The sequence below is a fragment of the Microbacterium sp. SLBN-146 genome (assembly GCF_006715145.1).
In the GTDB taxonomy this organism is placed as follows: domain Bacteria; phylum Actinomycetota; class Actinomycetes; order Actinomycetales; family Microbacteriaceae; genus Microbacterium.
This window is the reverse complement of the sequence record NZ_VFMR01000001.1, coordinates 2,521,917-2,546,165: the sequence shown is the minus strand read 5'-3', so window position 1 is coordinate 2,546,165 and position 24,249 is coordinate 2,521,917. Positions and strand designations below refer to the sequence as shown.

Annotated in this window: 21 protein-coding genes and 1 tRNA gene; 10 read left to right on the top strand and 12 right to left on the bottom strand. The window is 68.4% G+C overall.

Translation table 11 applies throughout. The annotated features are described in order from the left end of the window. Positions 1-2: 2 nt before the first annotated feature. From FBY39_RS11155 to FBY39_RS11145, 3 genes are read right to left on the bottom strand one after another with little or no spacing between them, the layout of a single operon-like run. On the bottom strand, positions 3-1,448 hold the full coding sequence (locus FBY39_RS11155; RefSeq protein WP_141932362.1) for a CDP-glycerol glycerophosphotransferase family protein: 1,446 nt from the start codon (positions 1,446-1,448) through the stop codon (positions 3-5). Beyond that, positions 1,445-2,707, bottom strand: a complete 1,263-nt coding sequence (locus tag FBY39_RS11150) for a CDP-glycerol glycerophosphotransferase family protein (RefSeq protein WP_141932361.1) — start codon at positions 2,705-2,707, stop codon at positions 1,445-1,447. Before FBY39_RS11150 ends, FBY39_RS11155 begins: the two co-directional genes overlap by 4 nt. A gap of 47 nt (positions 2,708-2,754) precedes the next feature. After that, positions 2,755-4,467 carry a S1C family serine protease gene (locus FBY39_RS11145; protein WP_141932360.1) on the bottom strand — a complete coding sequence of 571 codons (1,713 nt, stop codon included), beginning with the start codon at positions 4,465-4,467 and terminating at the stop codon, positions 2,755-2,757. Between the two features lie 136 nt (positions 4,468-4,603). Between FBY39_RS11145 and FBY39_RS11140 the strand changes: the two genes are divergently transcribed. Beyond that, complete coding sequence (locus tag FBY39_RS11140) at positions 4,604-5,806, top strand: aminotransferase class I/II-fold pyridoxal phosphate-dependent enzyme (RefSeq protein WP_141932359.1); 1,203 nt, start codon at positions 4,604-4,606, stop codon at positions 5,804-5,806. On the opposite strand, the gene FBY39_RS11135 is transcribed toward FBY39_RS11140, so the two are convergent. Further along, positions 5,803-6,621 carry a carbon-nitrogen hydrolase family protein gene (locus FBY39_RS11135; RefSeq protein ID WP_141932358.1) on the bottom strand — a complete coding sequence of 273 codons (819 nt, stop codon included), beginning with the start codon at positions 6,619-6,621 and terminating at the stop codon, positions 5,803-5,805. The two genes, FBY39_RS11140 and FBY39_RS11135, sit on opposite strands and share 4 nt — an antisense overlap. Then, entirely contained in the window at positions 6,618-7,133 is a 516-nt protein-coding gene (locus tag FBY39_RS11130) for a DUF6328 family protein (RefSeq protein ID WP_141932357.1), read from the bottom strand. The genes FBY39_RS11135 and FBY39_RS11130 overlap by 4 nt, the downstream gene beginning before the upstream one ends. Before the next feature lie 90 nt (positions 7,134-7,223). Between FBY39_RS11130 and FBY39_RS11125 the strand changes: the two genes are divergently transcribed. Continuing rightward, positions 7,224-7,297, top strand: a tRNA-Met gene (locus FBY39_RS11125). Between the two features lie 260 nt (positions 7,298-7,557). Here FBY39_RS11125 and FBY39_RS11120 read toward each other — a convergent pair. The 3 genes from FBY39_RS11120 to FBY39_RS11110 all read right to left on the bottom strand — a co-directional run bounded on the left by FBY39_RS11120 (position 7,558) and on the right by FBY39_RS11110 (position 9,417). Next, a complete protein-coding gene (locus FBY39_RS11120; protein WP_141932356.1) occupies positions 7,558-8,274 on the bottom strand; it encodes a hypothetical protein in 717 nt (238 codons plus the stop codon). 38 nt (positions 8,275-8,312) lie between these two features. Beyond that, positions 8,313-8,867: a hypothetical protein gene (locus FBY39_RS11115; RefSeq protein WP_141932355.1), complete on the bottom strand. Its 555-nt coding sequence runs from the start codon at positions 8,865-8,867 to the stop codon at positions 8,313-8,315. 79 nt (positions 8,868-8,946) lie between these two features. Beyond that, entirely contained in the window at positions 8,947-9,417 is a 471-nt protein-coding gene (locus FBY39_RS11110; RefSeq protein WP_141932354.1) for a MarR family winged helix-turn-helix transcriptional regulator, read from the bottom strand. A gap of 80 nt (positions 9,418-9,497) precedes the next feature. Here FBY39_RS11110 and idi point away from each other — a divergent pair, with 80 nt between their 5' ends. The 7 genes from idi to FBY39_RS11075 are packed head-to-tail and all read left to right on the top strand — an operon-like array spanning position 9,498 to position 15,050. Further along, positions 9,498-10,049, top strand: coding sequence for an isopentenyl-diphosphate Delta-isomerase (gene idi, locus FBY39_RS11105; protein ID WP_141932353.1), 552 nt, complete (start codon positions 9,498-9,500; stop codon positions 10,047-10,049). Next, positions 10,046-11,101, top strand: coding sequence for a polyprenyl synthetase family protein (locus FBY39_RS11100; protein WP_141932352.1), 1,056 nt, complete (start codon positions 10,046-10,048; stop codon positions 11,099-11,101). Before idi ends, FBY39_RS11100 begins: the two co-directional genes overlap by 4 nt. Continuing rightward, a complete protein-coding gene (locus tag FBY39_RS11095) occupies positions 11,098-11,976 on the top strand; it encodes a squalene/phytoene synthase family protein (protein ID WP_141932351.1) in 879 nt (292 codons plus the stop codon). The genes FBY39_RS11100 and FBY39_RS11095 overlap by 4 nt, the downstream gene beginning before the upstream one ends. Further along, on the top strand, positions 11,973-13,523 hold the full coding sequence (crtI, locus tag FBY39_RS11090) for a phytoene desaturase family protein (RefSeq protein ID WP_141932350.1): 1,551 nt from the start codon (positions 11,973-11,975) through the stop codon (positions 13,521-13,523). The genes FBY39_RS11095 and crtI overlap by 4 nt, the downstream gene beginning before the upstream one ends. Beyond that, positions 13,523-13,849, top strand: coding sequence for a lycopene cyclase domain-containing protein (locus tag FBY39_RS11085; protein ID WP_141934131.1), 327 nt, complete (start codon positions 13,523-13,525; stop codon positions 13,847-13,849). The genes crtI and FBY39_RS11085 overlap by 1 nt, the downstream gene beginning before the upstream one ends. Further along, the gene (locus tag FBY39_RS11080) at positions 13,846-14,166 is read left to right on the top strand and encodes a lycopene cyclase domain-containing protein (RefSeq protein WP_141932349.1); all 321 of its coding nucleotides are present in this window, start codon (positions 13,846-13,848) and stop codon (positions 14,164-14,166) included. Before FBY39_RS11085 ends, FBY39_RS11080 begins: the two co-directional genes overlap by 4 nt. Continuing rightward, positions 14,163-15,050 carry a prenyltransferase gene (locus FBY39_RS11075; protein WP_260837721.1) on the top strand — a complete coding sequence of 296 codons (888 nt, stop codon included), beginning with the start codon at positions 14,163-14,165 and terminating at the stop codon, positions 15,048-15,050. The genes FBY39_RS11080 and FBY39_RS11075 overlap by 4 nt, the downstream gene beginning before the upstream one ends. 81 nt (positions 15,051-15,131) lie before the next feature. Here the strand turns inward: FBY39_RS11075 and FBY39_RS11070 are convergent, their stop codons facing one another. After that, positions 15,132-18,053, bottom strand: a complete 2,922-nt coding sequence (locus FBY39_RS11070; protein ID WP_141932348.1) for a UPF0182 family protein — start codon at positions 18,051-18,053, stop codon at positions 15,132-15,134. 59 nt (positions 18,054-18,112) lie between these two features. Next, positions 18,113-19,237 carry a PDZ domain-containing protein gene (locus tag FBY39_RS11065; RefSeq protein ID WP_186336945.1) on the bottom strand — a complete coding sequence of 375 codons (1,125 nt, stop codon included), beginning with the start codon at positions 19,235-19,237 and terminating at the stop codon, positions 18,113-18,115. Positions 19,238-19,360: 123 nt separating this feature from the next. On the opposite strand from FBY39_RS11065, the gene FBY39_RS11060 reads away from it, so the two are divergent. Further along, the gene (locus tag FBY39_RS11060) at positions 19,361-20,755 is read left to right on the top strand and encodes a zinc-dependent metalloprotease (RefSeq protein WP_141932347.1); all 1,395 of its coding nucleotides are present in this window, start codon (positions 19,361-19,363) and stop codon (positions 20,753-20,755) included. A gap of 736 nt (positions 20,756-21,491) precedes the next feature. Here FBY39_RS11060 and FBY39_RS11055 read toward each other — a convergent pair. Both FBY39_RS11055 and nudC read right to left on the bottom strand, forming a co-directional pair. Next, positions 21,492-23,270, bottom strand: coding sequence for an ATP-dependent helicase (locus tag FBY39_RS11055; protein WP_141932346.1), 1,779 nt, complete (start codon positions 23,268-23,270; stop codon positions 21,492-21,494). Beyond that, complete coding sequence (nudC, locus tag FBY39_RS11050) at positions 23,267-24,169, bottom strand: NAD(+) diphosphatase (RefSeq protein WP_141932345.1); 903 nt, start codon at positions 24,167-24,169, stop codon at positions 23,267-23,269. The genes FBY39_RS11055 and nudC overlap by 4 nt, the downstream gene beginning before the upstream one ends. Positions 24,170-24,249 lie beyond the last annotated feature (80 nt).

Sequence of the window (24,249 nt, the reverse complement as noted above, 5' to 3'; positions counted from 1 at the left end):
CGTCAGTCGGCGTCGACGAAGCCCTGATCGAGGATCCGTGACACGACGCGCTCGGAGGCCCGGCCGTCGTCCCGCGCGTTGAACTGCGCTCGCCACCGCGCGTACTTCTCTGCGTAGACGGAAGGATCGTGGTCGCGCACCGCCGCGACGAGTTCGTCGTGCGTGCGTACGAGCGGCCCCGGCGCGTACTTGGCGAGATCGAAATAGAAGCCCCGGAGCTCACCGCGATAGTGCTCCATGTCGGGCACGAGGAAGAACAGGGGCTTACCCGTCGCCGAGTAGTCGAACATCACCGAGGAGTAGTCCGTCACGAGCGCGTCGGCCAGGAGGAGGAGCTGCGACGTGTCGGGGAATCCCGTGACGTCGACGACCCTGGGGCCTTCGGCGTCGTGTCCGGGCTGCAGAGTCCGCGAGTGTCCGCGGACGAGCACGACGGCATCGAGCTCGCGGGCCAGTCGGGCGGGATCGATGAAGTCGACCATCTCGTCGCGATCGTCCCGCCACGTCGGCGCGTACAGCACCACCTTCTCTGCGGCGCCGATTCCCAGCGCCGTGCGCGTCTCGTCGGAGCCTCCCGTCACGAGCACGTCGTTCCGCGGATAGCCCTCGACCCACACGGGACGTGTCAGGAACGCGTAGGCCTTCGTGAGGATGCGGGACGCGTACGGATTCTGTGCGAGGAGGACGTTCCATCGCCGGGATTCGCGCACGACCGCCACCATGCGGCGCGGGTCGAACCCCGGGCGGTGGAGCGCGAGGCGCTTGAGCGGCGTACCGTGCCACGTCTGCAGGACGACTTGGCCGGGTCGGCGGGAGAACCGTCGCCGGAGCCAGTCGTTGATCACGAGCAACCGGGATGCGCCGCGTGCACGCCACCACTCGGGGCTGCCGTCCACAACGGCGATCGCGCCGTCCGGCACACGGACGGAGAGGTCGACGACGCTCCAGTATCGCGTGACTTCCGGCGCTCGCCGCGCGAGCTCGCGATCGATCGCGAGCGGGTTGCAGCTGGCGTTGCGTCCATAGAAGCTCTCGAAGAAGACGGCGTTCTCCAGCCCGCCCGGGCGCGTCGCGTAGCGCCGCTCGAGCGCGTCCTGTCCCTCACCGGAGTCGTACGCGGGATCGACCGGCGGACCGATGCGGACCTCGAAACCATCGACGCTCGCGCGGAGCGTCCCGAGCTGAGCGAGAGCGAGGGGCTCGGGCGGATCGGCCTCGATGCCTTCCATGACGAGGCGATAGGTGCCGGTCGGCAGCGGAAGCGCCGGCCCGCCCCACCTCGCCGCGGCGAGCGGGATCACGGCGCGCCACGTCTTTCCGCGGCCCGTGACGCGCGCCTCCACGCGGGCACGCGGCCCCGCCAGGGCGACGGCCGTGGGTCGCGGTCCCGTGCCCGACAGAACGAGCGCCGGATCCTCTCCGTCGGTCGTGAAACTCGAAGTGGTCATCGTCGTCCCTTCGCCTGATCGCGCGCGAGGCCCGCCAGGATCGTGCGGTACACCCGCGTCGTGTTCCCCCCGTCGCGGAAGGCGTGCACGCGCTCGCTGAGCGCCCGAGACCTCTCCAGTCGGCGGTCCGTTTCGCCTGGATCGTCGAGAACCGCCTCGAGCTGCGACACCGCCCCCATCCAGTCCATCGCGACATCCTCGCCAGCGACGTCGTGATAGGCCCCGTAGAAGCCGCGCCGACGGGAGTAGGCCTCGACATCCGGGGCAAGGAAGACGAGCGGAAGCGGCACGAGCGTCGCGTCGAAGGCGAGCGACGAGTAGTCCGTGATGAGCGCGGAGAAGGCGGGGAGCAGCGGAGTGATGTCTGCCGCGAGGTCGCTTCCGAGGGAGCGCACGCGATCCGACTGCGTCGTCGGCGAATACTCCCCCGCGCCCAGCGGATGAGAGCGGACGACGAGGATCGCGTCATGCCGTTCGAGAGCCGCGAGGATCGCCTGCCACTCCCCGGTCGTCGGGATGGCCGGATCGGGATCACCGTCTCGCCAGGTCGGGGCGTAGAGCAGGAGGCGCGACACCCCCACGGGGCTGAGGATCTTCGCCACCGCCGCCCGCGCGTCGGCCTGCCGCTGCGCGGGGTCGCCCTGCGACAGGACGTCGACCCGCGGCTCCCCCGTGACCGGGACCTGCGGATCGGACAGCGAGAAGGCGGATTCGAGCCGACCCCGCACGAGATGAGACGCGGCGGGGAGAATCCGAATCTGTCGCGTCGTCTGCGCGTACAGGACACCGAGCGCACGACGCGCGAGCGGTGCGAGCCTCCCCCACCGTGCCGGCACGCGCAGCGTCTCGGGTGAGTCGAGACCGATCCGCTTGAGCGGGATGCCGTGCCACAGCTGCACAATGAAGCCGCCCGAGACGGCGTAGCGATTGACGTCACCGAACCCATGGGTGACGACGATCACCCGTGCGCGCGCTGTCCGCCAGAAACCTGCGAGCGACATCTTCGCGACGGTACGAATGCCGCGACTCTCGGCGTCCGCACGCTCCCGTGCCGAGCCGACGAGCCAGACCGCCGTGCGACCGTCGCGCGCCGCTTCATCCCAGAGGGCGAGGGCGCCGTCACCGATGCCGGCCCCGCATCCGAAGACCCACTCGTCACGCGAACGCGGGATCAGGAGCGTCGCGATGCGACCTGCGACGTACAGCGGGAGTGCGGCCAGCTTTCGCGCGTTTCCCACGCCGAATGAGAAGGACGCCACCCCGCGAGCCTATCGCGGGGTGGCGTCCTTCTCGACGGGATCAGGGATCAGGAAAGAGACCCGAGCGTCACATCCGCCGTCTGCGAGCGGCCGTCGCGGACGAACGTGAGCGTCGCATCGCTTCCGGCAGCCGCAGCGCGCACCTGCGCCGTCAAGTCCACGGAATCGCTGATCGGCGCGCCGTTGAACTCCGTCACGATATCTCCGACCTCGAGCCCGGCAGCCTCCGCGGCTCCCCCGCTGACGACCTCCGCGATGTAGGCCCCCGTGATGGACGCGCCTTCGACGAACTCTGCCGACTGCACGCTCGCGCCGAGGAGACCGTGCGTCGCGACGCCGTTCTCGATGAGCTCCGACGTGATGCGCTCGACGACGTTCGAGGGGATCGCGAACCCGACGCCGATCGAGCCGGACGATCCCGAGGACCCTCCCGCCGAGGCGATCGCGACGTTGATCCCGATGAGAGCGCCATCGGCGTCGACGAGCGCCCCGCCCGAGTTGCCGGGGTTGATCGAGGCATCCGTCTGGATCACGGCGATCTTGATGCTCTCGGCGCTCGAACCAGAGCCCTGCTGTCCCTGGCCGAAGTCGAAGAAGAACGGTGCGTCCTCCTGCTCGCTCTCGCCCCCGTCCTCCTCCGCGTCACCCTCCGGCGCTGCCGAGGAGGCGATCTCGATCGAGCGGTTGAGCGCGCTGACGATCCCCGTCGTCACCGTGTTCGCGAGTCCGAGCGGAGCCCCGACCGCGACCGTCTGGTCGCCGACATTCAGATCGGACGAGTCGGCGAACTCGATCGGCGTGAGATCTTCCGCGCCTTCGAGTTTGATCACGGCGAGGTCGTAGGTGGGGTCGGTGCCGACGACAGTCGCGTCGAAAACGCGCCCGTCCGACGTCGTCACGCGAATCGACGCGTCGCCGGTTGCACCGTCGAGCGTCACGACGTGCGTGTTCGTCACGACGTAGCCGTCCTCCGTGAGGACGACCCCCGACCCCGTACCGGAACCGGAACTCGACGCGGCGGCGATCGTGACGACGCTCGGCAGCGCCTTCGTGGCGATGCCCGTCGTCTGGTTGACGGACTCGGTGTCGTTGACCGTGACCGTCGAGGGTCCTGCCGCGGCGCTGGTGGGCGCCGGCGCGAACAGATTGACGCCTGCGTACGCGCCGCCGAGGCCGGCGGCACCGCCCACGAGAGCTGCAGCGACCATGAGCCCGACGATCTTCCCCGCGCTTCCGGACTTCTCGCGCTTGGGCGCTGTCGTCATCGGTGCGTCACCGAGGGGAAGAGTCGGCTGCGCGTCCGCGCTGTGAACGGCGCCGAACGCCGCGCCCTGCGGCGCCTGACCCGCGTACGACGGGTTCTGAGCGGACGGCTGCCCGGCGTAGGCCTGCGGTCGTGCGTAGGCGGCTCCCGGCCCCGCGTAGCCGGGAGGGACAGTGCCCTGCGCGGCGGTCGGGTGCGGAGGCTGCCACGCGGGCGCCTGAGCTGCGGGGGCCTGAGGCGGTGTCGTCGGCGCGGGCGCCTGCGCCGCAGCCGCCTGAGCATCGCTCGACGGCGCATCCGGGGTCTGTGCCGTCGGCGTCGTGCGGACGGGGGGCGCGGGAGGCTGTGGCGGGATCACCTGAGCCGGAGCGCCCGTCGGGGTGCCGGCTGCGGGCGTCTCGGGCGACGGGGTCTGCGCGGCGGATGCCGGCGACTCCTCGGTCGCGGGTGTCTCGGGGATTTCGTCGGCGGGGCGTTCGCCCTGGTTCTCGCTCATCGGTGCTCCTTCTGCCAGGCTCTGACCACTGCTGCCAAGATGTGACCACTGTGCAGCGCGAGTCTGTGGATTTCTTATGCTGCCGATGGGATGCGTCTATGCGAACGTCCTGCAAAGGGCGAGTAGCGTGATCCGGATGCAGCAGATTCCCGGTGCTTGGCTCCGCACAGCGCGCGGCGCTGGACTCGTCGCAGACGACGGCAGCATCCGCCCCACGATCTTCGCAGAGATGTCGGCACTCGCGGCCCGGACTGGCGCGATCAATCTCGGACAGGGATTCCCGGACGAGGATGGCCCCGCAGAGGTTCTGGAGACAGCGCGCGCCGCGATCGCCAACGGGGTCAACCAGTATCCGCCTGGTCGCGGCATGCCCGACCTGCTGCACGCGATCGCAGAACATCAGGAGCGCTTCTACGGGATCGCCCTGGATCCGCACCGCGACGTGCTCGTCACAGCGGGGGCGACAGAGGCTCTCGCCGCGGCCCTGCTGGGCCTCATCGACGGACCCGACGACGAGATCGTCGTGTTCGAGCCCTTCTACGACTCCTACGCGGCGATCGCGGCGCTCTCCGGCGCGCGACTCGTCACGGTGCCGCTTCGCTGGCCCGAGTTCCAGCCCGACATCGAGGAACTCGAGCGAGCCGTGACGGATCGCACCCGCGTCATCCTCGTGAATGATCCGCACAATCCCACAGGCGCAAGCTTCTCGACCGACGTGAAGAATGCCATCGTCCGGCTCGCCGACGCCCATGACGCGTTCATCGTGACTGACGAGGTCTACGAACACCTCGTGTTCGACGGTCCGCATGTTCCCCTCGCGACGCTGCCCGGCGCATGGGCGCGAACACTCACGATCTCCTCCGCCGGCAAGACGTTCTCCACGACGGGGTGGAAGATCGGGTGGGTCACCGGCCCCGCTCCCCTCATCGACGCCGTCCTGGCGGTCAAGCAGTACCTCACCTACGTCAACGGCGCCCCGTTCCAGCCGGCGATCGCGACGGGCCTGCGACTTCCCGATGCGTTCTTCGACGGCATCGCCAGAACGATGCGGGAGAAGCGCGACATCCTCGGCGCGGGTCTGAGATCAGCGGGATTCGACGTATCGGTCGCGTCCGGGTCGTACTTCACGGTGGCCGACGCGGCACAGTTGCACGTGACGGATGCCGCGGAGTTCTGCAGGAGCCTTCCGGACCGTGCGGGTGTCGTCGCCATCCCGCTGACGGCCTTCACGACCACGAGTCGCGAGGCCCAGTATGCGACCCTCGTGCGATTCGCCGCGTGCAAGCGGGTGGAAGTGCTGGAGGACGCCGCTGCGCGACTCGCTGCTCTCGGCGCTTAGGCGCCGTCGCGCGGGCCGACGGCGAAGCGGCGGAGCTTGAGGGCCGGATTGACGCGACGCACCCGCGTGACGGCATCACGGTCCAGATAGGCCACCGCGACGTCGGTCGTCGTTCCGACCGCCGCGAGTTCGACTCCCGCCGGGTCGACGATCATCGACGATCCGACCCCGAGGGGCGGCGGGTGGTCGGCTGCCGCGACGAAGAGGGTGTTCTCGATGGCGCGCGCGTGCACCAGCGTCCGCCAGTGATGCTCCTTGAGCGGTCCTCGGACCCACTCGGAGGGAACGAGGATGACATCGCATCCTGCGTCGGCGAGGACGCGCGACACCTCCGGGAACCGGAGGTCGTAGCAGGTCATGAGTCCGAACCGGAGCCCGTCGACGTCGAATGTCTCGGCACCGGTGAGCGCGCCCGGCTGCACCCAGTCCGACTCCCGTTGGCCGAACGCGTCGTAGAGGTGGAGCTTGCGGTACGTGGCGACGACACCGTTGGGTCCCACCGCGACGACCGTGTTCCGCACACGTGGGTCGGAGTCGCCCGTCTCGAGGAGACCCGCGACGACATGGACGTCGTGCCGCGACGCGAACGTTGTGAGCGCCGAGGTGAACGGCCCGTCGAGATCCTGGGCGTGGTCCGCCAGCGACGCGTCGAACGGGTCGACGAAGTAGCTCGAGTACTCGGGGAAGACGACGAGCTTCGCGCCCCGGCCGACAGCCGTCACGATGAGCTGCTCCATCAGACGGAGGTTGGCGGCTTCGTCCGCCGCGGGGGCGAACTGGGCGACGGCGATCGGGGTCGAACCGGAGACGGTCATGAGTCCTCCTCCTCGGAATGACGGATTCTGATGACGATCGGCGCCACGACCCACAGGACGATGAGCACCACCGAGAGGGCTGCCACGACGGCCCAGGAGGCCGCACCGTCGAGCACGACATCGAAGACGAAGGCCACGACGCCGATCAGCAGCACCGCGATCGTGACGAGGCTCATGATGAGCGCGACGTGACCGAACGAGACGACGCGCGCCTTCGCGCGACGCCGGAAGAGTACACGGTGGAGCGACACGGGCGAGAGCGCGACGATGGAGCTCAGCGCCGAGAGCACGATGAGACACAGGTAGAGCGTCCGCTGTCCGTCGGTCAGATCCGCGAAGGCCGGCTGGAACGCTAGAGCCAGAAGGAAGCCCGTCAGGATCTGAGTGCCCGTCTGCATGACTCGAAGCTCCTGGAGGACCTCGAGCCAGTTGCGATCTGCGCGCTCGTCGGCCGTCTCATGACGACCGTCGTCGATGTCGTCGAGCCGGTCGACGTCTCGGGGCGAGGGCATGCCTCATCCTCGCGTCGCGGGCATCCGCGGGGCAAGTCGCAGCCCGCGGTTCACGTCGCTCCGAACCCGTGCTAGGCTTTTCTCTTGTGCCGCGGGGTGGAGCAGTTCGGTAGCTCGCTGGGCTCATAACCCAGAGGTCGCAGGTTCAAATCCTGTCCCCGCAACAAGAGAAGGCCCCGGATTCACTGAATCCGGGGCCTTCGTCATTCACCCGTGGTCCCGGCCAGACTGCACCCGCGCCCGCTCGTCGCAGCGAGACTGCACGTCGGAGCCGAGACTGCACCATACGGCCGCTGCCTCGGTCGCGAGATGCAGTTTCGCGGCGAATCGTGGTGGGGCCACGGACCGGCACCGCGCGATCGCGGCACGGCACGACGCGCAGCAGAGGAGAACGTGCGACGGCCCACAGAGGGTGGTGCGACGGTCAACAGCCCGCGGCGTCGGGGCGCTCACGACACGTGTGCTCGACGAGCGCGGTGCGTGCCTCGAGCACCTCGATGACGCCGCCCACCGTCGTCGCGGTGACGACACCGGACACGGGTCGCCATCCCGTTCCGAAGTCGACGGATGCCGCATACCTCACTGTGACTCGCGGTGTCACCGAACCCCGGTTGCGGTAGATGTGGCTCGTCGGCGTCGGAGCGAATTGCGCCGCTCCTGTCGCTGCCCACGAGGAGCCTCCCCACGCGGCGCTCTGCGTGGTGCCGTCTCCGTAGTCGAACAGGTAGCCGACGGGCGTGAAGCGGACAGTCACCTGCCAGTCGAGGAGCTCACCCGACAACTCCTGCTCCCCCGCGCTCGCGACGAAGTTCGTGGGAAGACCGATGACCGCGAACCCCTCCGGTTCCGTGTCGAAGAACGCCGAGGCAGGCCGGAAGGAAGCCAGATCATCGGCCGTGACCTCGGGGAGCGACGACATCGTGTAGATCTCGCGGCATCCGATCGCCGGCGAGCACTCGTAGGGCGTCCGACTGCGCTCGGGACGTGGGGCGGGAGCATCGCCGGCGGAGTCGTGGGACCCGCGCGGGGCGGTCTGCGACGACGACACGTCGACCTGTGTTCCGGTGTTGGAGACGGAGCAGTTCCCTCCCCATCCAGCGGAGCTGCAGTAGTCCTGCGGCGATGAAGGCAGTGATCCCATCACCAGCACGAGTGCAGATGCAAGTGCATGAACGGAAATCAACCCGCGCATGAAGTGCCGTCCTCGCGACCGCTGATCGACGCGATCAAGTAGGCCGGCAACGAACCGCTTTGGAACAACTCAACTCTCATCGATTGAACGTCAAGGCGATCGGGGCTGACAACTGACTCGCCGTCAGGTCCTGTCAGCCGAACGTCACCCACGTTGAGGCAAACATCGAGCATCACGTCGCCTGACGCCACACCCTCGTCGCCAGGACTTCGCTCAAGCAGATCAATGCGCGTTTCTCCCTGGACGGTCCAACCATCGGCGTGCATCTGCGAGAAGGTCTTCTTGGTCGCGTCATTGGCGTCTCCCGTGGTGAGCGCGAAGACCGGCTCGAAGGTCTCGGGGTCGCTCAAATCCACGTCATTCAGCGCGTCGACGTAGGCGCGGTAGGTCTTCTCGGCAGCCGCGAAAGCTTCGGCGTCGCTCGTGAAGGTCGGCGACGACGACAGTGATGCCGAGGGCGACGGGCTGGACTCCGGAGCGCAGCCGCCGAGCAGGGCGATCAGCGCGAGAGCGGCGGCGGCGAAGGCGATGCGAGGTGACACGGCGACCAACGTAGCCGGATCATTCGCGGCATCCGCCGGTTATCCACAGCAGGGGCCCGAGATGCGTCCGAGCGAAGGATCACGTAGGGTCGAGCACCGCGCCGAGTTCGGTGAGGAAGCGCGCCACGACGGCGAGCTCGGACTCGTCGTAGCGACCGGCGACCGCTCGCATCGCGGTCAGCCGCTCACCGAAGTGCCGGTAGAACGACGCGCGGGATCCCTCGGTGAGCACGACGACGCGTGCCCTCCTGTCATGCGGGTGCGGGTGCCGCTCGAGGTGTCCGGCGGCGGAGAGCCGATCGAGAAGCTTCGTCGTCGAGGCGGTCGAGATCCGCAGATGCTTGGACAGGTCGTGTGGGCTCACGGATTCACCGCGCTGCTCACGTACGATCAGCATGCGCAGAGCCGCGAGATCGGTGGAGTTCATGTCCATGTCCCCCTTCATGCCACCGTGCATGCGGTCCAGCGCGTCGCCGAACGCACGGACGGCCTTCAGCGTGTCGAGGACGGCATGGTCCCGCGCCGTCTGCGGCACCCAGCGTTCGGACATGTGGACACTCCCCTGGTCCCCTTGTATCATCGAAATCACGTAGATTGCTAGATAAACTAGCGAGTTAGCAGGAGGAATCGATGATCGACCCGGAGCATGTTGTCCTCCTCGACGATGACGGTCACGCGATCGGCACGGCCCCGAAGAGCAGTGTGCACGGCACCGACACAGCCTTGCATCTGGCATTCTCCTGCCACGTCCTGAACGAGCGCGGCGAAGTGCTCGTGACACGCCGCGCCCTCGGCAAGAAGACGTGGCCGGGAGTCTGGAGCAATTCCTTCTGCGGTCACCCCCGTCCCGCTGAGCCCGTCGTGGCCGCCGTCCATCGCCGTGCCGAATTCGAACTCGGCCTCACTCTGACGAATCTCGAGCTGGCATTGCCGTTGTTCCGCTACCGCGCCGTCGACGCCACGGGAATCGTCGAGCACGAGGTCTGCCCCGTTTACACCGCCATCGCCTACGAGGAACCGGTGCTCAACCCTCTCGAAGTCGTTGACGCCATGTGGGTGGATCCCGCCGACCTCCGCGCTTCACTCGACGCGACGCCCTGGGCGTTCAGCCCCTGGCTCGTCCTGCAGGCGCAGCAGCTCCACCTCTTCGACGGTGCTCTCGCTCGGCGCCGCGCATCATGATCGACCCCGCCTCTCGCGCGGAGATCGATGACACGATCGACCGCATCATCTCGCGGCTGACCGACCGTGCAGCTGTTCTCGGGCCGGCGTTCGTCGCGCTCCTCGACGCATCGAGGCGTGCCGCGTCCGGTGGCAAGCGCCTTCGGCCGATGCTCGTCGTGGCATCCTTCAACGCCTTCGGCGGTCGGCCAGAGGACACGAAGGGGACGTACGACATCGCGGCGGCGTTCGAGTTGCTGCACACGGCCTTCGTGATCCACGACGATGTCATCGACCACGACATCGAGCGACGTGGCGTCCCCAACGTGGCCGGCGAGTTCCGGGCACGTGCTCGCGAGAAGGGTGCGGATGCCGCAGGCTCCGCGCTCCTCGGAGATGCCGCCGCGATCCTCGCGGGGGACGTCCTTCTCCACGAGGCCTCGCGCCTCATCGCTCTGGCGGACATCGGAGTCGAGCGCCGACGGCGCCTGTTCGAGCTGTACGACGACGCGGTCCTCATTTCGGCGGCGGGTGAGCTGGCCGATGTCGAGCACAGTGTCTCGACCTCGTCGCCCGAGGCATCCGCGATCTTCGACGCGACGTTCAACAAGACGGCCGTCTACACCTTTCGCGCCCCGCTCGCTGCGGGGGCCGTCCTCGCGGGCGCCGACGACGATGCGCTGGCCTCCCTCGCCGCGGCGGGCGACCGTCTCGGCCTGGCCTTCCAGCTCGCCGACGACCTCATCGGGGCGTTCGGCTCTGCCGCGCAGGCCGGACGCGCCTCCGGCGGCGACCTCCGCGAGGCGAAGAAGACGCCGCTCGTCGCCCTCGCGCGCGACACCGCGCACTGGTCAGATGTGAACGATGCGATCGCCGTCGCCCACACGGGCCCGATCGCGGTGCGCCACGCGCAACGTCTGCTCGAGCGCAGCGGAGCACGCCGGGAGCTTCGCGATCTCATCGACCGCACCCTCTCGGACGTTCGGTTCTCGGCGGACGACCCTTCGCTCCCTCCGGCGGCGGGCACCCTTCTGCGCGAGCTCGCAGATCTCGTCGAAAGACGGGTCCCATGACCGACCGCGGCGTCAAACAGGGCGATCCGACGAGTCTGCGCCTCTACGACCAGACGGCTCAGGATGCCGCGGCCGCTGTCATCGCCGCCTACTCGACGTCGTTCGGTATGGCGTCCAGACTCCTCGGCCCACGGCCGCGTCCGCACGTGCGGAACATCTACGCGCTCGTCCGCGTCGCCGACGAAGTCGTCGACGGCCCCGCCGCAGCAGCGGGACTCTCCCCCGACGAAGCCCGTGCGATCCTCGACGACCTCGAGCAGGAGACCTACGACGCCATCGAGCGCGGATTCAGCACCAATCTCATCGTGCACGCCTTCGCCGCCACGGCACGCGAGTGCGGGATCGGCTCCGAGCTCATCGCGCCCTTCTTCGTCTCGATGCGAGAAGACCTCTCGACAACGCAGCATGACGCCGCTTCTCACGACGCCTACGTGTACGGCTCCGCCGAGGTGGTCGGCCTCATGTGCCTCCAGGTCTTCGTGAACGCGGGGATGGGAAAACCCGTCACTCCCGCAGCGGACCTCGTCGACGGCGCCCGCCGCCTCGGGGCGGCGTTCCAGGACGTCAATTTCCTGCGCGACCGCTCGCACGACGAGGCGGCCTTGGGCCGCGACTACCTGGCGGCGACGTCGAGCCGTGGCGAAGTACTCGACCGCATCGACGGCGACCTCGCGGCGGCGGCCGCCGTCATCCCGCTCCTTCCCACGGATTGCCGACGGGCTGTCACCGTCGCCCATGATCTCTTCGCAGAACTCGCCGCGCGCCTTCGGCGCTCGACGAGCGAAACAGGGCGCATCCGCGTTCCCGATCCTGTGAAGCTCGCCATCGCCGCACGCGCCGTCGTCGGCGGCACACCCAGAGGAGGCCGCGGTTGACCGGGCGAACGATCATCATCGGAGGCGGCATCGCCGGCCTCGCCACTGCAGCGCTCCTCGCGGCAGAGGGACGCGCTGTCACCATCGTGGAGGGGCGGGATGACCTCGGCGGACGGGCCGGCTCGTGGGAGCGGGACGGATTCCGCTTCGACACAGGTCCCAGCTGGTACTTGATGCCGGAAGTCTTCGACCACTTCTTCGAACTCCTCGGCACGTCGTCTGCAGCCGAGCTGGACCTCGCTCCTCTCGATCCCGCATATCGCGTCTTCACGGAGGGATACCCGGTTCCCGTCGACGTGCGGTCGGGCCGCGAAGAAGCCACAGCACTGTTCGAATCGATAGAGCCGGGAGCCGGTGCGCAGCTGGAGTCGTACTTGGACTCCGCCCGCGATGCGTACGAGCTCGCGGTGAACCGCTTTCTCTACGACACCTATGAGACGACCGCCGGGCTCCGCGACCCGGAGATCATCAAGCGCCTTCCCACGCTTGCTCCCCTCCTCACCCGTCCCCTCGCATCGCACATCGATCGTCGCTTCAGCGACCCGCGACTGCAGCGCATCCTGGGATACCCCGCGGTCTTCCTCGGTGGCTCTCCCTACGGCGTGCCGAGCCTCTACCACCTCATGAGCCACCTCGACCTCGCTGACGGCGTCCTCTATCCGCGCGGGGGTTTCACCGAGGTCATCGCGGCCGTCGAGCGCGTCGCGCGTGCGCAGGGCGTCGAGATCCTGACGGGAACACCCGTCGAGCAGATCGTGACGACCGGAGGCGCCGTGTCGGGCGTCCGACTCGCGAACGGCCGGACGCTGTCTGCCGAACTGGTGGTGTCGACGGCCGACCTGCACCACACCGAGACTGCGCTGCTGCCTCCGCAGCAGCAGACGTATCCCGAGCGCTGGTGGGACAAGAAGACCCCGAGTCCCGGGGCATTGCTCATCCTGCTCGGCGTCCGAGGCGAGCTCCCCGAGCTCTCCCACCACACGTTGCTCTTCACGGCGGACTGGAAGACCAACTTCGAGGACATCTTCGGACGTGAGACCCGCATCCCCGATCCCGCGTCGCTGTACGTCTGCCGCCCGAGCGCGACCGATGCCACCGTGGCCCCCGAGGGCCACCAGAACCTCTTCGTCCTCGTGCCGATGCCGGCCGATCCGTCTCTCGGCCACGGTGGCGCCGACCGCGGAGGAGATCCGAGGATCGAACAGGCCGCAGACAGGGTGATCGCCCAGATCGCAGAGTGGTGCGACATCCCGGACCTGGCGGACAGGATCGTCGTCCGCCGCACCATCGCGCCCGCCGACTTCGAGAGCGACCTGCACTCGTGGCGCGGAAACTCCCTCGGCCTCGCCCACACGCTCGGCCAGAGCGCCGTCTTCCGCCCGCGCAACGTCTCCAAGAAGGTGTCGGGACTCATGTACGCCGGCGGATCCGCGCTGCCCGGGATCGGACTGCCGATGTGCCTCATCTCAGCCGAACTCGTCGTCAAGCGTCTGCGCGGCGACACGACACCCGGACCTCTGCCCGTTCCCCAACGGGCGGGCGTGTGATGCCGGGACTGTACCTCGCAGCGATCCTCCTCAGTGCCGCCGGCGTCGCGCTGCTCGACGCCCGATTCCGCCTCGCCGCGTGGCGGCGCCCCGTCCCGACTCTGATCGCGGTCGCGATCGGAACGCTGTTCTTTCTCGCGTGGGACGCCGCAGGCATCGCCGCCGGCGTGTTCGTGAAGGGGGACAGTCCCGCACTCCTCGGGCTCGACCTGGCTCCCCACCTCCCGCTCGAGGAGCCGTTCTTCCTCGCTTTCCTGTGCTATCTGGCGCTCGTCGTGTACGGCGGCTTCGACAGGGTGCGGCGGCGCAGCGAGGAGGCGCAGTGACGTACCCGCTCATCGTGCTGCCCTTCGCCGTGCTGACGGCGATCGTCGTCCTCGCGACGGCACGGCGACCCCGCTTCGGCCAACGGATGGCCCTCTCCGCCGCAACGGCCGGGGTGCTCGTGATCCTCACGGCGGTGTTCGACAACATCATGATCGCGGCGGGACTCTTCACGTACCCTGAGGAGCACATCAGCGGCATCCGAATCGGCCTGGCGCCCATCGAAGACTTCTCCTACGCCGTGTGCGCCGCCTTCCTCGTGCCCGCGGTCGTTACGCTTCTCGAGCGTCGACACCGCGCGAAGGAGACCTCACCGTGACGACACCGCTCGGAGCCGGGACCGTGGCGTCCCAGCTCTTCCTGTCCTCGCGCCCGGTGAGCTGGATCAACACCGCGTACCCGTTCGCTGCGGCTTACCTGCTCACGACGCGGCAGATCGATATCACCGTCGTCGTCGGCACACTGTTCTTCCTCATTCCGTACAACCTCGCCATGTACGGGATCAACGACGTCTTCGACTACGAATCCGACCTCCGCAACCCCCGGAAGGGCGGCGCTCACGGCGCGGTGCTGGACCCGCGACTGCACCGACCGATCCTGTGGGCTGCAGGTCTGTCCTGCCTTCCGTTCGTCGTGTATCTCGCCGTCGTCGGTTCGCCGTTGTCCTGGCTCGTGCTCGCTCTCAGTCTGTTCTTCGTCGTCTTCTACAGCGCGCCGCCTCTGCGGCTGAAGGAAGTGCCGTTCGCCGACTCGATCACGAGCAGCATCCACTTCTTCTCCCCCGCCGTCTACGGGCTCGTGCTCGCCGGCGCGGAGTGGACGTGGCAGCTCGTCGCGATCATCGTCGCCTTCGGGTTCTGGGGTGTCGCCTCGCACGCCTTCGGCGCCGTCCAGGACGTCGTCGCCGATCGGGAGGCAGGCATCTCCTCGATCGCGACGGCCCGGGGCGCGCGGTGGACCGTGCGATTCGCTCTCGCGGGATACGCGGCGGCGGGTGTCGTCGTTCTCGCGACGCAGTGGCCCGGCCCTCTCGCAGCCATCGCCGCCGTGCCGTACCTGATCACCGTCTGGCCTTATCGCAACGTGACGGATGCCGGAGCAGCCGCCGCGACGCGAGGTTGGGCGCGCTTTCTGTGGCTCAACCAGTTCGCGGGCTTCGCGGTGACGCTGCTCCTCATCTGGTACTGGCTCCTCACGTCCTGAACACCGGGACGACAGAGAAGGCCCCCGCACTCATCGTGCGGGGGCCTTCTTCGTGAGCGGGTCGTGCCCGGCCGATCGTCCTTACTCGCTGAGGGCGAGCAGACGCTCGACGGCGTCGGTCAGACGCTCATCGGCCTCGGCGAACGCGGTGAGGTCGCCGGCCTCGAGGGCCGCCTGCCGATCCGCCATCGCGACGCGTGCGTCTTCCAAGGCCGTCGCGTAGTCGCCGACCGGCGGCGTGGGCGCGGGGGTTTCGGAGCCGGGGTCGGTCGGTTCGGGCGTCGGCTGCGGCGTGGCTCCACCGTCGTCGGGAATCACTTCGCCGTCGCCCGTGCTGGCACCCGAGTCACCGCCGAAGAGCACGTCGAGCGCCTCACCGAGGGTGTCTTCGAAGGCGATGTCATCACCGAACGCGACGAGCACCTTTCGCAGCTGAGGCAGCTGAGTACCCTCCGCGGCCTGGACGAAGACCGGCTGGACGTAGAGCAGACCGCCACCGACCGGAAGCGTCAGCAGGTTGCCGTTGAGGACTTCGGACTGACCGATCGTGAGGACGTTGATCTGCTGCGACACCGTGGGATCGGAGTCGAAGCGGTTCTGCACTTGACCGGGACCGGGGACCGTCGTTTCGGCTGCGATCTCGAGCATCCGGAGCTTTCCGTAATCCTCGCCCTTGACACCCGCCTCGCGGCCCGCGTTGGAGTCTGCGGCCAAATAGCCCATGAGCACGTTTCGGCTCGCCGCGCCCTGCGACGACGGGATGAATGTCGTGAACATGGAGAAGGCGGGGTTGTCCTGGCCCGGCATCTGCATCGTCAGGTAGTACGGCGGCTGAAGCTGGTTCGGGTTCTGCGGGTCTTCCGGCGTCGCCCAGGCATTGTCGCGCTCGTAGAACGACTGCGCATCGTCGACGTGGTACGTCTGGAGCATCGCGCGCTGGACCTTGAACAGGTCGGTCGGGTACCGGACGTGGCTGATGAGGTCGGCCGACATGTCCGCGATCGGCTTGATCTGCGTCGGGTAGACGTTCTGCCACGTCTTCAGCACGGGGTCTTCGGGGTCCCACGCGTAGAGCGTCACCGAGCCGTCATACGCGTCGACGGTCGCCTTGACCGAGTTGCGGATGTAGTTGATGTCGTCGAGCAGGAAGCGCGGCTGCGTGTTGTTCGAGTCTGCGATCGCCTGCGACAGCGGGACCGTCGACGAGTACGGATAGTTGGCGCTCAGCGTGTAACCGTCGACGACCCACTTGATCCGGCCGTCGACGACGGTGGGATACGGGTCGCTGTCCAGCGTCAGGTAGGGAGCGACCTTGCTGACGCGCTGGCGCGGGTCGCGGTCGTAGAGGATCTGGGAGTCCTCGTTGACGTCGTCGGAGAAGAGAATCTGCTCGGACTGGAACTTCAGCGCGTAGATAAGACGGTTGAAGATGTTGCCGACGGAGGGACCGCCGTCGCCGTCGAACGTCGTGCGCATGCCGGATGCCGAGTCACCGCTCCCCGACGGGTAGTCGAGCTCGATCGGAGTGGTCCCCTCGGGCGCTCCGACGATCGAGTACTCGGGAGAGAACTCACCGAAGTACACGCGGGGCTGGAAGTCGGGGTTGTCGGAGAGGAAGCCCGTCGCGGGGATGCCGCGTTCGAGGAAGACGGGGTTGCCGTCTGCCGTGCGCTCATTGCCCGCCGCTGCGACCATGCCGTATCCGTGGGTGTAGACGAGGGTTTCGTTGAGCCACGACGAGCCGGAACCGAGCTGATTCATGTTGAGTTCGCGGACCGACACGATCGTGTCCTGCATCTCACCGTCGATCTCGTAGCGGTCGACGTCGAGCGGGTTCTGGAACTGGTAGTAGGCGCGATACTGCTCGAGCTGCCGGACGGTCGGACCGATGATCGCGGGGTCCATGATGCGGATCTGCGTCGTCGTGCCGGCGTCTTCGCGCAACTGGCCGGCCTCCGCGGTGGTCTCCGCGCTGAACTCGGTCTTCTCGAGGCCGTCGATGCCGTAGGCGGTCTTCGTCCCGTCGAGGTTGCGCTGATAGAACTCGCGCTCGAGGCTCAGCTGGTTCGGCTGCACCTGGAACGTGTTGACGACCCACGGGTATCCCACTCCGAGGACGAGGGCGACGACGAGAAGGAGGCCCGTGCCGATGAGCGGGAAGCGCCAGCGGCCGATGACGGCCGTGACGAAGAACAGCAGCGCCACGACGACCGCCGCGATCGCGAGGATCTCTTGGCCGATGATGACGGCGTTGACCTCGGTGTAGCCGGGACCCGTGATGCGTCCCATCCCGCCGGGCTCGACGAGCGTCTGGTAGCGGTCGAGCCACAGGCTCGCGCCCTGGACGAGGAGGTAGATGCCCGCGAGCACGGCGAGCTGGATGCGAGCCGACTTCGAGATCCGCAGCTCACGCTGCCCGATGCGTACCGAACCGTAGAGGTACGAGACGAGCGCCGTCACCAGGAGGCAGATCAGGAGGACTGCTGAGACGTAGCCCACGACCGATACGTAGAACGGCATCGCGAACATGTAGAAGCCCGTGTCGAGCCCGAACTGCGGGTCGGTCTCTGTCGTCGCGACGCCGTTGAGCCACGTCCACGTCGTCTGCCATTGGGCGGAGGCCGCGAAGCCGGCGAAGAAGCCGAAGAAGATGGGGATGCCCCACATCGCGAGGCGACGCAGCGGCTCGACGACCTCTTGGTAGCGGTCGAGCTGTGAGCTCAGACGCGCGTACACGGGCCGGAGGCGGTAGGCGAGCTGGATGGCGAGCCATACCGGGATCGCCATGCCCAGGAAGCCGACGACGAACATGATGACCCTCGCCGTCCACTCGGTGAGGAGGACGCCGTTGTATCCGAGCTGCTCGTACCAGAGCCATTCCGCATACAGGTTGGCGAAGACGAAGAACGCCACCACGATCGCGGCAATGATCGCCAGGCTGATCGCGATGATACGGCGGGAACGAGGAGGCGTGGCCTGGGTCGGCGCTGAGGTCGTGGTCACCCCTTCATCCTAGGCGTGAGCAGTCTGGGGGTTGCCCGAATCCGCGACGGGCGAACGCCTCACTCCGCCGTGCAGGTAGGGACGGCGTCGAGGTCGCCGCCCTCGCGCAGGGCGTCGAGCGCCCCGATCGCATCGTCGAGGGTCGCGACCGAGAAGACGCGGAGCCCGTCGGGGATGTGGCCCACGACCTCGTCGCAGTTCGCCGCAGGCGCGAGGAACCACTCCGCGCCTTCGCCGACGGCGCCCCACATCTTCTGACGGATGCCGCCGATGGGACCGACGTCGCCTTCCGCGTTGATCGTTCCGGTGCCAGCGACGTTCTCGCCGCCGTTGAGTTCGCCCGGCGTGAGGACGTCCATGATCCCGAGGGCGAACATCATGCCCGCCGAGGGGCCGCCGACGTTGTTCAGCTGGATCGTGACATCGATGGGGAACTCGTAGTCCGACATGAGGGTCACGCCGATGACCCATGCCGTCTCGCCGTCGGTCTCGGTCTCCTTCGGCGTGACGGTGACGGTCTGCGCCACGCCATCGCGGACGATGTCGATCGAGACGGGCGCTCCGGCGCCCTCGGCGATGATCGCGCGCAGCGATGCGGTGTCCGTGACGGGCGTGCCGTTCGCACCGACGATGATGTCGCCCTCTTCCAGGATGCCTGCCGAGGCGGAGTCGTCAGCGCTCAACGAGTGGACCGTGAGTTGGGACTCGACGTCGTAGCCGAGCTCGATGAGGGCAGCCGCCGTGGCCTCCTTCTGCGAGTCGACCATGAGGGCTGCGCTCTCTTCGCTGCGCTCGTCCGTCGTCTGCCCGATGGGGAAGACGGCGTCGATCGGCAGGACGGCCTGCGTCGGATTGAACCACGCCGTGGCGAGCTCGAGCCACGAGGGTGTGCGTTCACGGTTGCCGCGCACCTGGACGGTGAGCAGATCGAGCGCGCCGGCCGTCTCGAACGTCTCCGCTCCCTCGACCGAGATCAAGGGAACTTCCTCGCCGTCTGCCGAGGTCGCGCTCCCGAGCGTGTTGTAGACGGGTCCGGGCTGCTGGATGACGTACGACGTCGGCAGGAACGTGAGGGCGAGCAGCACGACCATCGCGAGCGCGAGGGCCCACAGCCCTCCCACCATGCCTCGTGTGAGCCGCCGGCGCGGGGGACGGATCGTGACGTCCTCGTCGAACAGGGCCACGTGGACTCCTCTGCCTGGTCGTTCGCGACCGGCGTAAGGCGTTCGGGTCCGTGCCGGGGGGTGCGATGAATGCTGCGACTAGCGTAGAACGCGACGTCAGGTACCGGCTGAAAGGCGGCTGAAGTGGCAGAGGACGATCGCTCTCCCGAGGATGATTTCCAAGAGCTCCTGAGACAGCTCTTCGGGGCGGGAGGTTCGGAGTTCGACCCCGAGCAGCTCTCACGACTCACGGGGATGAACATCGACCCCGCCATGATGCAGACGGTCTTCCGTCAGCTGCAGGGTGCGTTCTCGGGTCCAGAGGAAGGCATCTCGTGGGATGCCGCCAAGCGTCAGGCGCTTCACATCGCCAATCAAGACGGTCACGGAGTGACGGCGGGCGAACGCACCGACCTCGACCAGGCGTTCTCTCTCGCGACGCTGTGGTTGAGCGAAGCGACCTCGATCTCGGATCTCGCCGCTCCGCCTGCCGCGATCACGCGCGGCGCCTGGGTGGAGGCGACACTGCCGGTCTGGCAGGAACTCGCGGCACCCGTCGCGACGAGCATCGCCGATGCGATGACGTCGGCTCTCAGCGAGCAGGCGCCCGACGACATGCAGTCGATGATCCAGGGTGCCGGCAAACTCATGCGAATGGTCGGGGGCACGCTCTTCGCCTCACAGCTCGGTCAGGTCGTCGGAAACCTCTCCAAGGAGGTCGTCTCCGGCGGCGACGTCGGCATCCCGCTCATGCCCGACGGCGAGGCCGTCATCCTTCCCCAGAACTTCGCCGACTTCGGACGCGACCTGGAGATCCCCGAGGACCAGCTCGCGCTGTTCGTCGCGACGCGCGAACTCGCCCACGCGCGCCTCTTCCGCCACGCCCGCTGGCTGCGACTGCACGTCATCTCGCAGGTCACCGACTTCGCGCGCGGCGTTCACGTCGACACGGATGCTCTGGAAGAGCTCGCCGCGCGGTTCGATCCGTCCGAGCCCGAAGAGCTTCGCCGTGCGATCGAGAGCGGAGCGCTCCTCCCCCAGCGCTCGGAAGCGCAGACCGCCGCTCTGACGCGGCTGGAGAACCTCCTCGCGACGATCGAGGGATGGGTCGACGTCGTGACGGAGGACGCGCTCTCACGCCTTCCGTCGGCCGCGCGGATCTCTGAGGTCGTCCGCCGCCGCCGTGCCGTCGGAGGCCCCGCCGAGCGCGGCCTCGGATCGCTCGTCGGTCTCGAGCTGCGACCGCGCCGTATGCGTGAAGCCGCTGCGATGTGGCGTGCCGTGACGGATGCCGTGGGGGTGTCCGCGCGCGACACGCTGTGGGACTACCCCGACCTCATGCCCACGTCGGACGACATCGACGATCCGTCGACACTCGTCGCCCGGCTGGAGGCGCGGGCCCGCGGCGAGGAGCCGGTGCGGGATGAACTCGACGATGCGCTCGAGCGTCTGCTCTCGGGAGAGGACGATCGGTCGGTGGATGACGCGGACGGGGCTGACGGCGACGGCGGCGAGTCGCCCGACGAACGTCCCGTCTGAGCGGCGTCGCCTCCTCCACAGGCGGTCAGCCCTGTGGAAAGCCGCCAAGGGCCGCGCGGGAGCGGGCATGATCCTGACATGCTCAGGATCGACCCGGCTTACCCTCTGCTCTGGCGGTCGACCACGACCGTCCAGCTCGGCCTCGACGCCACCACGACGATCCACATCGAACACCCGTGGCAGCTCAGCCTGTTACGAGAGTTGATCCGGGGTATCCCGGAGTCGGCTGTCGAACCCGTCGCGGAAGCGATCGGCGTCCCTCTCGGCGGCGCCGCGTCGCTCATCGCCCGCATCGAGCCGGTGCTCGCCGAGGAGCTGCCCCCGTTGCCGACCGAGGTCGCGGTGCTCCGCGCTCCCGACGATCACGTGGCCGTGGACGACGTCATCACGGGGCTCGAACTCGTGGGGATCACCGCGCGCCTCGTGACCGACGAGGCCGTCCGCGACACGGGGAGCGGACTCGTCGTCGTGATCGCGCAGCATGTGGTCGACCCTCGACGCGTCGCGCCGCTCATGGCTCGCGATCTCGCACACCTCCCGATCGTCTTCACCGGCGAGGGCACGATCGTCGGGCCGGTCGTGGTCCCCGGCACGACTCCCTGCACGTCGTGCGTCGGCCTCGCGCGTCGCGACGCCGACCCGGCGTGGCCTGCTATCGCGGCTCAGCTCCTGACGCTGCCGCCCTCGCGGAGAGAGCGAGCCGACGCCGTCGAGGCAGGCATCGCGGCGGCGCGACTCATCCGCGACGTCCAGGCCGATCGTCCGCGGGAACCGTCCGTCTCGTTGGAGCTCTCCGCACGCCGGGCGCACCGGACGACGAAGACCCATCGCGTGCACTCAGAGTGCGCGTGCCGATCTCCCGCAGGAAGCGAGACGGCTGGCGCTCTCGCGTCCCTCGAGCCCAGGAGACCGACAGCGTACGCCCGGCCCGCGTGATCCCCACGTATGCGAGTCGTCGCTCTTCGTCGACCTGCTCGAACGTCGTCGCATAGCCGATCGGCAGCTGTCCCTCCGCGAATCCGATGAGGTGGACGTGGTCCCACTCGAGTCCTTTCGCCGCATGGAGGGTCGCGAGGGTCACGGTGCGCAAGGACGGCTCGTCCTGCGTGCGGGCACGACGGAGGAGGTCGTCGGTGAATTCGCGGAGACTCATCCCCTCGGGAGCCTCCTCTGCGAGTCGCAGCACCGCGGCGCGCGCCTCCCACGCGTCACGCACCGCTCCTCCGGCCGCGGGCGGCTCATCGGTCAGCCCGCGCGAGCGGAGGATGTCGCGAACGGTCTCGACGAACCCCGTCGCGATGGGGGCGACGGTCGCCGCCCGCAGCTCCATGAGCGCCTGCCGCACCTCGGGAAGCTCGAAGAACCGCTTCCCCCCGAGAACCGTGGCGGCGATGCCGAGGTCGGCGAGTGCGCGCACGATCTCCGCCGACTGCGCGTGGGCGCGGTAGAGCACGGCGATGCTTCGAGGATCGATGCCCGCCGCGAGCTGCTCCGCGATTCGGCGCGCCACGCCCCTCGCCTCGCTCTCGTCGTCGACATACGCGGTGACGCTCGGCAGACTCTGGGGACTCTGTGTGTCGCGAGTCCCTTTCGCCGCGGCGAGGTGCAGGGCTCCGGGCCGACCGCGCATGAGCTCGTTCGCGACGGCGAGGATCGCGGCATCCGACCGGTAGTTCGTCTCCAGCCGCACCACACGGGCGTCATCGTGTCGCGACGAGAAGTCGAGGAGGAAGGTCGCGTCGGCACCCGCGAAGGAGTAGATCGTCTGGCTCGCGTCCCCGACGACGCAGATGTCCTTGCGGTCACCCACCCACAGTTCGAGCAGGCGATGCTGCAGCGGCGAGACGTCCTGGAACTCGTCGACGGTGAAGTGGCGGTACTGCTCGTGGACGGCGCGCGCGACGTGCGGCTCGGCCTCGAGCATCCCCGCGCACGCCAGCAGGACGTCTTCGAAGTCGACCTGCCGACGCTCGTCCTTGAGCTTCTCGTAGGAGCGCTGGAGATCGGCGAGACGGCCGACGTTCAACCGACCGATGCCGTTCGGGCGCTCCGCGACGTATTGGTCGATGGACCGCATGGTGACTTTTCGCCATTCGATCTCGGATGCGACGTCGCGGAGTGTCGGCGTATCGGGCTGGATGCCGATGAGGTCCGCCGCGTGAGCGAGGAGCCGCACCTTGTTGTCGACGATCGCCGGCATCGTGTCTCCGGCCAGCGAAGGCCAGAAGTAGTTGAGTTGCGCGAGGGCCGCCGCGTGGAAGGTGCGCGCCGCGACCCCCTCGACTCCGAGCGCCCGAAGACGCGCGCGCATCTCCCCCGCCGCCTTCGACGTGAACGTCACCGCCATGACGCGTCCGGGCGAGTACGCACCGGTGTCGACGCCGTAGGCGATCCTGTGCGTGATGACGCGGGTCTTGCCCGTCCCGGCACCGGCGAGCACCGCGACAGGCCCCCGCAGGGTCGTCACCGCCTCCCGCTGGCGGTCGTCGAGACCCTCGAGCGCGCGGTCGCTCATGCGTTCCCCGCGTACCAGTCCGAGATGAGCCGATGGGAGATGGATGCCGGCCCGGGAAGCCGCAGCGCCGACTCTCCCGCGAGCCCCGCCCCGATCTCGGCGCGGGAGAACCAACGGAGCGTCGCGATCTCCTCGCCATCGGCGCGGGCCGCCGCGTCATCCACGGCCGTCGCGAGAAAACCCACCATGAGAGAGCGCGGGAACGGCCACGCTTGCGACCCTCGGTAGCGGACATCCGTGACGGCGACGCCCGACTCCTCGAGCACTTCGCGATGCACGGCGCTCTCGAGAGACTCGCCCGCCTCGGCGAATCCCGCGAAGCATGAGAAGCGGTCCGGTCCCCACAGCACGTTCGATCCGAGCAGGAGCGCGTCGGGGTCCGCCGCGCTCGTGATCGCCACGATGACAGCGGGGTCGGTACGCGGGAAGTGCTGGCGTCCGCACGCCGGACAGCGACGGGACCACCCCGCATCGCGGATGTCGCACCGCGTCCCGCACGCCGCGCAGAACGGCGAATCGAGGAGCCAGCGCGAAAGGCTGAGCCCTGCGACGAAGGCACCGGCCTCCTCCGATGAGAGTGCGGGCGCCGCGGTGCGCAGCGAAGCCCATCCCGCGGGGGCGGGGAACACATCGGACTCCGCCGCGGGGAGCGCCGCGAGAAGAAGTCGCTCCCCCTCGCCTGATCGTCCGAGGAAAGCCCAGGTCGCGTCGTCGGGAACATCACTCGGCGGTACCCAGAGCAGGCGGTCGGGAGCCGAGAGCGGCGCCGCATCGCCCGCGACCACCAGGACACGGACGGATGCGTCGGTGCGAGCCTCGGTCAGATCCGTCGTGGTCCGCTCCTCGGCGGCGCGGTCGAAGTTCGCCGGTCCCCCGCTCGCGGTGTCGGACAACGTCATGAAGGACCCTTCTGCCGCGACCAGCTCGATCAGCCGCGCGCATCGCCGTGACCTTCGCCGGGCGTGGCGTCGGGTCGCGC

Excerpts from the sequence above, each read along its gene's own strand:
- FBY39_RS11155 (WP_141932362.1), bottom strand. The coding sequence starts at position 1,448 with ATGACCACTTCGAGTTTCACGACCGACGGAGAGGATCCGGCGCTCGTT.
- FBY39_RS11145 (WP_141932360.1), bottom strand. The coding sequence starts at position 4,467 with ATGAGCGAGAACCAGGGCGAACGCCCCGCCGACGAAATCCCCGAGACA.
- FBY39_RS11140 (WP_141932359.1), top strand. The coding sequence starts at position 4,604 with ATGCAGCAGATTCCCGGTGCTTGGCTCCGCACAGCGCGCGGCGCTGGA.
- FBY39_RS11135 (WP_141932358.1), bottom strand. The coding sequence starts at position 6,621 with ATGACCGTCTCCGGTTCGACCCCGATCGCCGTCGCCCAGTTCGCCCCC.
- FBY39_RS11130 (WP_141932357.1), bottom strand. The coding sequence starts at position 7,133 with ATGCCCTCGCCCCGAGACGTCGACCGGCTCGACGACATCGACGACGGT.
- FBY39_RS11120 (WP_141932356.1), bottom strand. The coding sequence starts at position 8,274 with ATGGGATCACTGCCTTCATCGCCGCAGGACTACTGCAGCTCCGCTGGA.
- FBY39_RS11110 (WP_141932354.1), bottom strand. The coding sequence starts at position 9,417 with ATGTCCGAACGCTGGGTGCCGCAGACGGCGCGGGACCATGCCGTCCTC.
- idi (WP_141932353.1), top strand. The coding sequence starts at position 9,498 with ATGATCGACCCGGAGCATGTTGTCCTCCTCGACGATGACGGTCACGCG.
- FBY39_RS11100 (WP_141932352.1), top strand. The coding sequence starts at position 10,046 with ATGATCGACCCCGCCTCTCGCGCGGAGATCGATGACACGATCGACCGC.
- FBY39_RS11095 (WP_141932351.1), top strand. The coding sequence starts at position 11,098 with ATGACCGACCGCGGCGTCAAACAGGGCGATCCGACGAGTCTGCGCCTC.
- FBY39_RS11085 (WP_141934131.1), top strand. The coding sequence starts at position 13,523 with ATGCCGGGACTGTACCTCGCAGCGATCCTCCTCAGTGCCGCCGGCGTC.
- FBY39_RS11055 (WP_141932346.1), bottom strand. The coding sequence starts at position 23,270 with ATGAGCGACCGCGCGCTCGAGGGTCTCGACGACCGCCAGCGGGAGGCG.
- nudC (WP_141932345.1), bottom strand. The coding sequence starts at position 24,169 with ATGACGTTGTCCGACACCGCGAGCGGGGGACCGGCGAACTTCGACCGC.